The following is a 10062-nucleotide window of genomic DNA, read 5'->3' on the forward strand; positions in this document are numbered from 1 at the left end:
GCATTTTTTCGCCACTAGGAAAGCTGACCATGTTGCGGCTGAGCGCGCTCTATCGTTATCCGTTGAAGTCCGGCAAGGGCCAGCCTCTGCAAGGGATTGGCCTGGACAAGCTTGGGCTGGACGGTGACCGGCGCTGGATGCTGGTGGATGAGGGCAGTGGGCGCTTCCTGACTCAGCGGGCCGTGGCGAAGCTGAGCCAGCTCTCGGCGTTGTGGAACGAGGCGGGTGGCCTGACGCTCAGCGCGCCGGGCCATGGCGCCATCGACGTGCCGCTGCCGCCTGTCCTCGAAGAGCAACGGCGCGGGGTGATCATCTGGCGCGACACCTTGCGTGTGCCGGATGCCGGTGACGAGGCGGCCGCCTGGGTCAGCGAGTTTATCGGCAACCCCACCCGGCTGGTGCATGTGCCGGTGGAACTGGCGCGCACCACCGCAGCCGGTTACGGCAAGGACGACGACAAGGTCGCCTTCGCGGATGGTTTTCCGTTGTTGCTGATCGGCCAGGCTTCATTGCAGGACCTGTCGAATCGGGTCGGTCGTCCGTTGGAAATGCTGCGCTTTCGTCCCAACCTGGTGATCGAGGGCAGCGAGGCGTTTGCCGAGGATGGCTGGAAGCGCATTCGTATTGGCGATGTAGCGTTTCGAGTGGTCAAGCCCTGCTCACGCTGCATCATGACCACGGTCGATCCGCAAACCGGCGAACGCGATCCGAACCGTGAGCCCTTCGCGACATTGCAGCAGTATCGTTCGACACCGGACGGTGCGATGTTCGGCCAGAATCTGGTCAACGACAGCAACGGTCGGCTTGAAGTTGGCATGCCGGTCGAAGTGCTCGAATAGCCACCACTTTGCAAACGGTTCTTGAAACGAAAAATGCCCGTGTCCAGTGACACGGGCATTTTTCGTTTCAAAAACAGTGTTTGCGGTTGAAACTCAGCCGCGGTATTCGCACAGGTAGGCAGTGTCGACGGCCACCTTGAGCTGGAACTTGCTGTTGGCCGGTACATTGAACTGGCTGCCGGCCTCGAAGGTTTCCCAGTGGGTGCTGTCGGGCAGTTTCACGGTCAAGGCGCCGGAGACGACGTGCATGATTTCCCGCTGGGCCGTGCCGAATTCGTATTCGCCCGGTGCCATGACGCCGATGGTCGCGGGGCCTTCGGCAGTGCCAAAAGCGATCGACTTGACGGTGCCGTCGAAGTACTCGTTGACTTTAAACATGGGCGATTCCTCGAAAAGGGCTGAAAAAGGCCGGCCAGTATGCACAAGGCTTCAACACTCGTCATCTGCCACGCCGGGTTGTGGCTCGTTGCTCATCCAGGCAGTACCAGGGGTAATAACCGCGCAGTATTGCGCGCATCCTCCAGCGCGCGATGCTGCTGACCGCAGAATTGCAGGCCAGCCAGTTGCAGTGCTGCATTGAGCCCCAGCGGTCGTTCCAGTCGACGGGCCTTGGCAAAGCGCTGTTTGAGGTTCATGTGCGGTACCTGGCCGAGGAAACTGCTCAATTGTTGGTGCTGCCATTCCTGAAGCAACTGCTTGCGGTCGTAATCGCCCCAACTGATCCAGCCTTCCAGGTTCGAGTGATACGGCGCCAGCCAGCGTTCGAACACCGGCCAGACCTCGGTCAAGGGCGCGGCGTTGTCGATATTGGCCTGGGTGATGTGGGTCAGTTCACGACAGAAAGGCGTGAGCAGCGGCCGCCTCAGGGGCCGAACAAAGCGCTGGAAATGATCCACTTCACGGCCGTCACGATTCACCAGCGTGGCGCCGATTTCGATAATTTCCATTTCGGTTACCGGCCAGCCACCTTCATCAGTGGTGGCTTCCAGATCAATCACCAGCCAGTGAGGCATTGCAGGGTTCCCGGTTATCGGCGTGCTGATGGGTTTGAGCGTAGTCAAACCCGGCGCATCCGCCTAGTGGCCTGTTTCGACCTGCAACAAACCTGCCGATTTTTTACCTGATCATCCTGCTTGCCCTCTAATTGCCTGATCACTGCATCGATGCCCACGCTCGAGACGATCAAGCGAGCGCTTGGTTTGTAAGCGGCCGCTCGTTCTTCTGCCCGAGCGCTTGCTTGGTTGCCCCGGCCAGCTTAAATTGCCCGCGCCACCTCGCCGCTTCGGTGAAATGGCCGCACCTTGATAGAGCCACTGCAGGAGAGAACGGGTGGACGAGCAAAAAGCCCTGAGGGTGATGCGTGAGCTGGTCGACAACGGGCAATTGACCGACCCGGACAGCGCGCGCGGCAAACTGCTCCAGACCGCTGCTCACCTGTTTCGCAACAAGGGCTTCGAACGCACCACGGTGCGCGACCTGGCGAGCACCGTGGGCATTCAATCAGGCAGCATCTTTCACCACTTCAAGAGCAAGGACGAGATCCTGCGGGCGGTGATGGAAGAAACCATCCGCTACAACACCGCGTTGATGCGCGCGGACCTGACCGAGGCGGGCAGCGTGCGTGAACGGGTGTTGGCGCTGATCCGTTGCGAGTTGCAATCGATCATGGGCGGCAGCGGCGAGGCGATGGCGGTGCTGGTCTATGAATGGCGCTCGTTATCCCAGGAAGGGCAAAGGCACGTGCTGGCCCTGCGTGATATTTATGAAAACTTATGGATCGAGGTTCTGGGCCAGGCCAAGGATGCCGGGTATATTCGAGGGGACGTGTTCATTACCCGACGCTTCCTCACTGGCGCGTTGTCCTGGACCACCACCTGGTTTCGCGCCGAAGGCAGCCTGAGCCTCAATGAGCTGGCCGAGCAAGCCCTGATTCTGGTGCTTGAAGAAAAACAATAATCGATCGGTGCCTTGATGGCCGTGTGGCTGGCTAAGCGGCTGAAACCGCCTAGCTTGATTGTATTGATGGGTACTTTTGGGGAGTGGGTTATCTTGACGTTTTCGCCGATGGGGATGACCTCGCGTGTTCTGCTGGCTGCACTGGCCATTTTCTTGACGTTGCCCGCCTCGGCGGCGCAGTTGGTCCGGATCGGCGCAGCCCATTTCCCGCCCTATACCGTGCGCCCCGAGAACGGCGCCGACACCGGTCTGCTGCCACAAATGGTGGAAGCCTTGAATCGGTCGCAAACCGATTACCAGTTCGTGCTGGTGCCGACTTCGATTCCGCGCCGATTCAATGATTTCAAGCAAGGTCGGGTCGATATGGCGATTTTCGAGAACCCGGACTGGGGTTGGAAAGACGTGCCCCATACGGCGGTCGACATGGGTTTGGAAGATGCCGAAATCTTTGTCACCCAGCGTTTGCCGGATCGCCAGCAAAGCTATTTCGCGGACCTCAGAAGCAAGCGCCTGGCCCTGTTCAGCGGTTACCACTACGCCTTTGCCGAATTCAACGCCGACCCCAAATTCCTGGCTGGCCAATACAATGCCACGCTGACTTATTCCCACGACAGCAACCTGCTGATGGTGCTGCGTGGGCGAGCGGACATCGCGCTGGTGACCCGTTCGTATCTCAGCGACTACGTGCTGCGCAATCCCGGCGTCGGCCCGCAATTGCTGGTGTCCGAACGTATCGATCAGGTTTACCACCATTACGCGCTGATCCGCCCGCAGGCGCCGATCTCAGCCGAAGCGTTTGGGCAGTTGCTGCAAAAGCTACGTGACGACGGTCAACTGATGACGATTTTCAGGCCCTACCAGATATCTCTGGTGCCAGTGCACGATCATTGAATGCGGCACTAAATTTCCGCTCCCGGTTCACGTCACACGTTGAATACCGACGAATACGTGAGCCCCTCCCATGTCCAATCTCACCCCCCTGACGACGCTGGCCTTGCCCGGTGGTCGTCGACTCGGCGCCGATGAAACCGAGCGCCACCTGAGTCTGATGCTTGAAGGCGCACCGCTGATCCGGCTGCGCCTGGAGCGCAGTCCCGAATTGCATGTGCATTTGCAGGAAATCAACGACCGGCCGGTTGGCCCGGCGCTATGGGCGGCCTGCTATTGGCTGTTTGCCCGCGATCCCGACTGCCAGCGCCTGACCTGGCACCTCAACGAGCGCCCTGGCGAAGCTTTGCTCAGCGGCTTGCTGATGGGCAGCGAGGGTACGGACCAATACGTCTGCGAGCGCACGATGTTCTGGCAACTGCCACAGCCATGGCTGGGGGAGTCGTTCAGCGGCAGTTACCCGCAACAGATGATCATCACCGATGGCAAGCGCCATCCGCGTCGGCCCATCAAGCCGCAAGGTGAAGTGTATCGGCGTTTCGATGCGCGGTTGGGGGCGTGGGTGTCTCTGCGCACCCTGGAGATTGAGCAGGACCTGACACGGTTCAATCGCTGGCAGAACAGCCCCCGGGTGGCGAGTTTCTGGCAGGAGGAGGGCAGCCTGGAACAGCATCGCGAGTATTTGAGCAAGTTGCAGAGCGATCCGCGAGTCTTGACCTTGATTGGCTGTTTCGATGACCAGCCGTTCGCTTATTTTGAAGCCTATTGGGCCAAGGAAGATCGAATCGCACCGTTCTATGAGGCCCAGAACTACGATCGTGGCATTCACATGCTGGTGGGCGAAGAGCAACACCGAGGCCCGCACAAGGTGGCGAGCTGGCTGTCGGCGCTGGTGCATTACCTGTTTCTGGACGACCCGCGCACCCAGCGCGTAGTGGCCGAACCTCGGGCCGACAACGCCCGAATGATCGGGTACCTGCACAACCAGTGCTTTCATTGTGAGAAGGAATTCGATTTCCCCCACAAGCGGGCGGCACTGATGATTCTGGGGCGTGAGCGATTTTTTGATCGGTGTGTGTTGATGTGAGGTTGTAGATCCTCAGGGCCCTTTCGCGAGCAGCGCTCGCTCCCACAATGGATTTGGGTGTTCACGAACTTGTCGTTCACTGCAAATCCCTGTGGGAGCGAGCCTGCTCGCGATGAGGTCGGCAAAACCACCGCGATATCACCGCCGAGCGAAGGTATCCCCGCGAACCCCGGACACTTTGCGGCAATGCACCAGGGCGTCGCGGATCATGAAGTTCACCAGGGTCGGCGAGACGCCCAGTTCCTTGGCGATGTCCTTCTGTGGCACGCCGTGCAGGCGGTACATCTCGAAGGCATAGCGGGTGCGGCTGGGCAGTTCGGTCAGCGCGTCGGCGATGCGCTCCAGCGTGGAAAAGTTGATGTGAGAAGTTTCTGGCGAGGCACCCTGGATTACCACGTTCAGTCCTTCCTCTTCCGGCCCCGAATACTTCTGTTCCAGCGCCTGCTTGCGGTAGTGGTCGATCGCCAGGTTGCGCACGATCTGGAACAGATAGCTGAGCTGAGCCTTGAACGAGGAGGTGATCTGGGGCGCCGATTGCAGCCGGAAAAACGCATCCTGCACCACATCTTCTGCGCGAGACCGGCACCCGGTGATACGCGCTGCAATCTTGACCAGGATCATTCGGTTATCGACGAACGCCTGAAGTAACGGTGAGTCGCACCTGCTTGTGGATACTTGTTCCATCATGGAATTCACCTTGCTGCAATAAAGTTAGCAGGACGACGGATTGCCGGACTCGTCCTACACATCGAGCGACAAATTATGCTGAATGATAATTATTGTCAATTGAGAGGGTGAATTATTAATGTGACAAAGTCGAACGCAACGTGCCGCTACGGACGATGTTCGAGTGCAGTGCGGTGCGGGAACTGTTGGCGATTGACGACCTGCCGTACACCACGTCAGTCTGGCCAGGCTTTCCACATTCAAGGAGGTCATCGATGCCCTTTGTAACCCTCGACGGACAACCCCTGCATTACCTCGATCAAGGCCAGGGCCAGGTGGTGCTGCTGGGCAGCAGCTATCTGTGGGATCACGCCATGTGGGCGCCGCAGATTGAGGCGTTGTCCCAACATTACCGGGTGATCGCCCCGGACCTGTGGGGCCACGGCCAGTCCGGGCGGTTGCCCGAGGGCACGACTTCACTGGACGACCTGGCCCGCCAGGCACTGGCGTTGATGGATCATCTGAACGTTGACTGCTTCAGCCTGGTGGGGCTTTCAGTGGGTGGGATGTGGGGCGTACGGCTGGCGCTGGCGGCGCCGAAACGGCTCAAGGCATTGGTGTTGATGGACACTTACGTTGGCGTCGAGCCGGAGCCGACCCGTCAGTATTACTTCTCGCTGTTCGACAAAATCGTAGCCAGTGGCAGCATCCCCGAGCCGTTGCTGGACATCGTCGTGCCGATTTTTTTCCGGCCAGGCATCGATCCGCAATCGCCGCTTTACCAGCAGTTGCGCGCCGCACTGGCCGCGCTGCCGGCCGACCGCTTGCGCGACAGCATCGTACCGCTGGGTCGGGTCATTTTCGGTCGGGACGATAGCCTGTCGCGCCTGCGTGAGCTGGATGCCAAGAGCACGCTGGTGATGTGCGGCGACCAGGACAAACCGCGCCCGCCTTCGGAGGCGCTGGAAATGGCCGAATTGATGGGCTGTCCCCATGTGCTGATCCCGGAGGCGGGGCACATCTCCAACTTGGAAAACCCGGAATTCGTGACCCGGGCGTTGTTGGAGTTTCTGCGTAGCTGACCCACCGCCATCGCGAGCAAGCCTGCTTCCACAGGGAGTTTGCAGTGGATGCCAGTCACTTCGGCCCGAGAATACTCACCAGTTTGTCCGGGGATGGTGCACCTTGCTGTTGTTGCAGTTCGCCCTTGTCATCCAGATAGAAAATCGCCGGGGTGGCAGACAATTCCAGCGCGTCCATCAACTGCTGGTTGGCGTCCAGTTTTGCCTGAATGGCCGGCGGTATGTCCTTGAGGGGCTTGAGCGCGCTGCCTTTACCGGCTTTTTCATGGGCTTGCAGCGCTTTCTCCGGGTCTTTGGCCGACAGCAATGCGGCGGATTTTCCTGGGCTGTCGTCGCGGATGATGCCCACCATGATGTGGCGTAACTGCACCTTGCCGGCGTTGACCCATGGTCGTGCCTGTTCCCAGAACATGTTGCAGTACGGGCAGTTTGGGTCGCTGAACAGGTACACGGTGCGTGGTGCATCCTTGCTACCGTCGGCGATCCAGTTGCTGGCTTCCATCTTCGCCCAGACCTCCTTGGCCATCGGTGCATAAACCAGCTTTTGCAGCGGCTCGGCGCTCAGCTCCTTGCCGTCGGCGTCGTACAGGTTGCCCAGCAGGACGTGCTGGCCATCGGGCGTCAGGTACAGCGCCATGCCACGGTTCTGGTATTGCGCCGCGTAACCGCGAAGCCCGTCCGGTGCCTCGAAGGTGCCGACGATTTTTGCGCCCTTGGCTTCGATTTTCTTGATGGCCGCAGGCAATTCTTCGGCCTGTAGCAGCGGTGCCTGCAACAGTGCGCCGGTGAAGGCCAGCGTCAGCAGGTGGTGGAGGCGGGACATGGCGGTTTCCTTGTGGCAGGGTGGGGTACCGTGGTCGGATCCGGCGTTTCAAAGTTTTCCAGGGCGCGGGCCAGGCTTGCTTCCGACAATTCGCCCAGGTGGCTGCCCAGCAGGCGGCCGTCGGCGCTGTAGAACAGTGTCGTCGGCAGTGCCATGGAGCCGACGGCCTGGCCGAGGCGACCGCTGCCATCGAACAGCACATTGGTCAGGCTCAAGCCTTGGGTGGCGAGGTAGGTGCTGACGCTTTGCATGCTTTCGGCCTGGTTGACGAACAAAAAGGTCAGGTCCGGGCGCTGTTGTTGGGCTTGCTCCAGCACGGGCATTTCACGCCGGCAAGGCGGGCACCAGGTGGCCCACAGGTTGATCACCAGCGGGCCACCCTGATAATCAGTGAGTTTCACGGTCTCGCCATCGGCGTTGCGCAGGTCGATCTCTGGCAGCCGTGTGCCTTGTTCATAGATCGTCAACGACATCGTCGCCACTAGCCAGAACAGCAGACCGCTGCCAACGCCCAAGCCTAACGGCCGGCGCAGCGCCGGTCGGCGCCGGGTCCAGAGCAGCGCGCCGATCACCAGCGCGACGATGCCCGGCCAGGCCAGGAAGCCGCCGTCGCGCAGATCGATGATCTGCCGCAGATCGTCTTGGTAGTAGTTCCAGTAGGCGGCGACAAAACCGATCCGCGCGGCGAATAGCCCGAGCAAAAACAGCATGAACAACACCGATTCGGGGTTCTCGCCACCGCGCTTGGCCACCCGCCAGCCCACGAAGGTGGCCAGTGCCAGGGCGCTGATCAGCAACAGATGGTTAAGGGCAATGGCAAAGGTGCCCAGGGTAAACGTCAGCATCAGCGCGCGTCCCGGGTGATGTTCCAGCGTTCCAGGAAAACCTTGGCGTCGACTTCCCCGGTGATCCGCTGGCTGCGGCGCTCTTCACCGTCCGTGCCGATCCACAGCAGGCTTGGCGGCCCCGGCACCTGGTAACGGCTCAACAGTTCGCGGCTGGCGGGGTTGTCGGCGGTGACGTCGAGACGCACCAGGCGTACGTCTTTGAGGGCATCGAGCACTTCGGCGCGACCGAACACCTGTTTTTCCATGATTTTGCAGGACACGCACCAGTCGGCGTAGTAGTCCAGCAGCACCCACTGGCCTTTGGCCTTGGCGGTGTCCAGTTCCTGTTGCAGGGCGGCGGGCTCGCTGACCGTGACGAAGGCATCATGGGCAGTGACGGCTGCGCTGCCCGAGGCACCGGTGTAAGTCTTCAGGGGCTGGAAGAAGTCATCGCCGCCGCCTGCTGCGCCGATCACCAACACGCTGCCCCACAGGCCGAACAGCAGCGACGCGCTGCCGCACACATAGGCAGCGCGGCCGAAACCTTCGGTCTGGCGCCAGGCGCTGTAGGCGGCAATCAGCAGCAGCGCACCCCACAGTCCGATCCACAGCGAGCTGTCAACGATCGGGCGAATCATCAGCAGCGCGGTGCCCAGGAACAGAAAGCCGAACACGCCCTTGAGCAGGTTCATCCAGGCGCCGGGCTTGGGCAGGAAACGATTGCCCACGGTCACCAATAGCAACAGCGGCAGACCAATGCCGACACCCATGGCAAACAGAATCAGCCCGCCGTGCAGCGCATTGCCGCTCTGGGCGATGTACAGCAGCGCGCCGGCCAGCGGGGCGGTCATGCACGGCCCCACCAACAGGCCGGACAGCGCTCCGAGAATGCTGGCGCCCACCAGACTGCCGCCTCGGCGCTGGCGCCCGGCGTTTTCCAGTCGATCCCGCAGGGCGGCGGGCAATTGCAATTCGAAGAAACCGAACATCGGCAGCGCCAGGAGCACGAATACCGCCGCGAAGCTGCCTAACAGCCACGGTTGCTGCAGCAGCGCCTGAAGGTTGGCCCCCAGCAACGCGGCGAGCACGCCCATGGCCGCATACACCAATGCCATGCTGATGACGTAGCTGCCGGCCAATGCCAGGCCGCGCCGGGGCCCGGCGCCGCTGCCCACCACCAGCCCGGCCAAAATGGGCAGCATGGGCAGGGAACACGGCGTAAACGCCAGCAACAGGCCCAGGCCGAAGAACACCAGCAGGCTCCAGCCCAACGCTCGTTGTTGCAGGCCGCTGGCCAGGGCCTGGTCCGGCGCCTCGCTATTGGCTGTCGCAGGAACATGGCCGCCCAGGTCTACCACTTGGGTCTGGGGTGGATAGCACAAGCCAGCGTCGGCACAGCCCTGGAAGCCGACCTTGATTTTGCCGGTGGCGCCGGCCGGAATCTTCAACTCCAGCGCCTGGCGATAGACTTGCTGATCGCCGAAAAACTCGTCGCTGTGGGCTTCACCCTCTGGCAGCTTCGGCTTCTGCGCTTGGTCAAGACCGTCGAACTTGAGCCGCTGCTGGTAAAGGTAATACCCGTCGGCGATCTGCCAGAACAGTTGGGTTTCACCGGAATCAAGGCGTTCGGAGGTAAACACGAATGCTTTTTCTACCGGCAGGAAATCGGGTTTGGTTTCGAAGGGATTGGCGGCCTGGGCCAGGCCCGAGATCAGGAACAGCCACAGCAAAAACAATCGACGCATGGACAAAGCCTTAGAACGGAGCAAGTGGAAAGCACAATGGCGGCTGGCGATTAACCGTCGATTAACCCCGCGACGACCGGCAGGCGGCAATGATCGCCCATGTTTGCCGTACTCGTCGCATAATGTCGGCTTAATCGGCCGGCGGCCTA

Annotated in this window: 11 protein-coding genes; 5 read left to right on the forward strand and 6 right to left on the reverse strand. The window is 60.9% G+C overall.

Annotation, left to right across the window (positions count from 1 at the left end; all coding sequences use genetic code 11):
- Nucleotides 1–29 precede the first annotated feature (29 nt).
- The gene (locus ACA047_RS09750) at nucleotides 30–839 is read left to right on the forward strand and encodes an MOSC domain-containing protein (RefSeq protein ID WP_497358789.1); all 810 of its coding nucleotides are present in this window, start codon (nucleotides 30–32) and stop codon (nucleotides 837–839) included.
- Between the two features lie 93 nt (nucleotides 840–932).
- Here ACA047_RS09750 and ppnP read toward each other — a convergent pair whose 3' ends face one another.
- Nucleotides 933–1217 carry a pyrimidine/purine nucleoside phosphorylase gene (gene ppnP, locus ACA047_RS09755; RefSeq protein ID WP_497358791.1) on the reverse strand — a complete coding sequence of 95 codons (285 nt, stop codon included), beginning with the start codon at nucleotides 1215–1217 and terminating at the stop codon, nucleotides 933–935.
- 92 nt (nucleotides 1218–1309) lie between these two features.
- The gene (locus tag ACA047_RS09760; protein WP_497358793.1) at nucleotides 1310–1852 is read right to left on the reverse strand and encodes a 3'-5' exonuclease; all 543 of its coding nucleotides are present in this window, start codon (nucleotides 1850–1852) and stop codon (nucleotides 1310–1312) included.
- Nucleotides 1853–2168: 316 nt separating this feature from the next.
- On the opposite strand from ACA047_RS09760, the gene ACA047_RS09765 reads away from it, so the two are divergent.
- From ACA047_RS09765 to ACA047_RS09775, 3 genes are all read left to right on the forward strand, one after another.
- On the forward strand, nucleotides 2169–2795 hold the full coding sequence (locus ACA047_RS09765) for a TetR/AcrR family transcriptional regulator (protein WP_497358795.1): 627 nt from the start codon (nucleotides 2169–2171) through the stop codon (nucleotides 2793–2795).
- A gap of 114 nt (nucleotides 2796–2909) precedes the next feature.
- Entirely contained in the window at nucleotides 2910–3686 is a 777-nt protein-coding gene (locus ACA047_RS09770) for a substrate-binding periplasmic protein (RefSeq protein WP_497360289.1), read from the forward strand.
- Between the two features lie 70 nt (nucleotides 3687–3756).
- Nucleotides 3757–4770, forward strand: coding sequence for a GNAT family N-acetyltransferase (locus ACA047_RS09775; RefSeq protein WP_497358797.1), 1014 nt, complete (start codon nucleotides 3757–3759; stop codon nucleotides 4768–4770).
- A 138-nt stretch (nucleotides 4771–4908) separates the two neighbouring features.
- On the opposite strand, the gene ACA047_RS09780 is transcribed toward ACA047_RS09775, so the two are convergent.
- Nucleotides 4909–5457 (reverse strand): RNA polymerase factor sigma-70, encoded by a 549-nt coding sequence (locus ACA047_RS09780; protein WP_497358799.1) that lies wholly within the window; start codon nucleotides 5455–5457, stop codon nucleotides 4909–4911.
- A gap of 254 nt (nucleotides 5458–5711) precedes the next feature.
- On the opposite strand from ACA047_RS09780, the gene ACA047_RS09785 reads away from it, so the two are divergent.
- Entirely contained in the window at nucleotides 5712–6518 is an 807-nt protein-coding gene (locus ACA047_RS09785) for an alpha/beta fold hydrolase (RefSeq protein WP_497358801.1), read from the forward strand.
- Between the two features lie 55 nt (nucleotides 6519–6573).
- On the opposite strand, the gene dsbG is transcribed toward ACA047_RS09785, so the two are convergent.
- The 3 genes from dsbG to dsbD are packed head-to-tail and all read right to left on the reverse strand — an operon-like array spanning nucleotide 6574 to nucleotide 9913.
- Nucleotides 6574–7341: a thiol:disulfide interchange protein DsbG gene (dsbG, locus tag ACA047_RS09790; protein ID WP_497358803.1), complete on the reverse strand. Its 768-nt coding sequence runs from the start codon at nucleotides 7339–7341 to the stop codon at nucleotides 6574–6576.
- Nucleotides 7317–8186, reverse strand: coding sequence for a TlpA family protein disulfide reductase (locus ACA047_RS09795; protein ID WP_497358805.1), 870 nt, complete (start codon nucleotides 8184–8186; stop codon nucleotides 7317–7319). The genes dsbG and ACA047_RS09795 overlap by 25 nt, the downstream gene beginning before the upstream one ends.
- Entirely contained in the window at nucleotides 8186–9913 is a 1728-nt protein-coding gene (gene dsbD, locus ACA047_RS09800; protein ID WP_497358807.1) for a protein-disulfide reductase DsbD, read from the reverse strand. The genes ACA047_RS09795 and dsbD overlap by 1 nt, the downstream gene beginning before the upstream one ends.
- Nucleotides 9914–10062 lie beyond the last annotated feature (149 nt).

Source organism: Pseudomonas sp. LBUM1664, assembly GCF_059695895.1.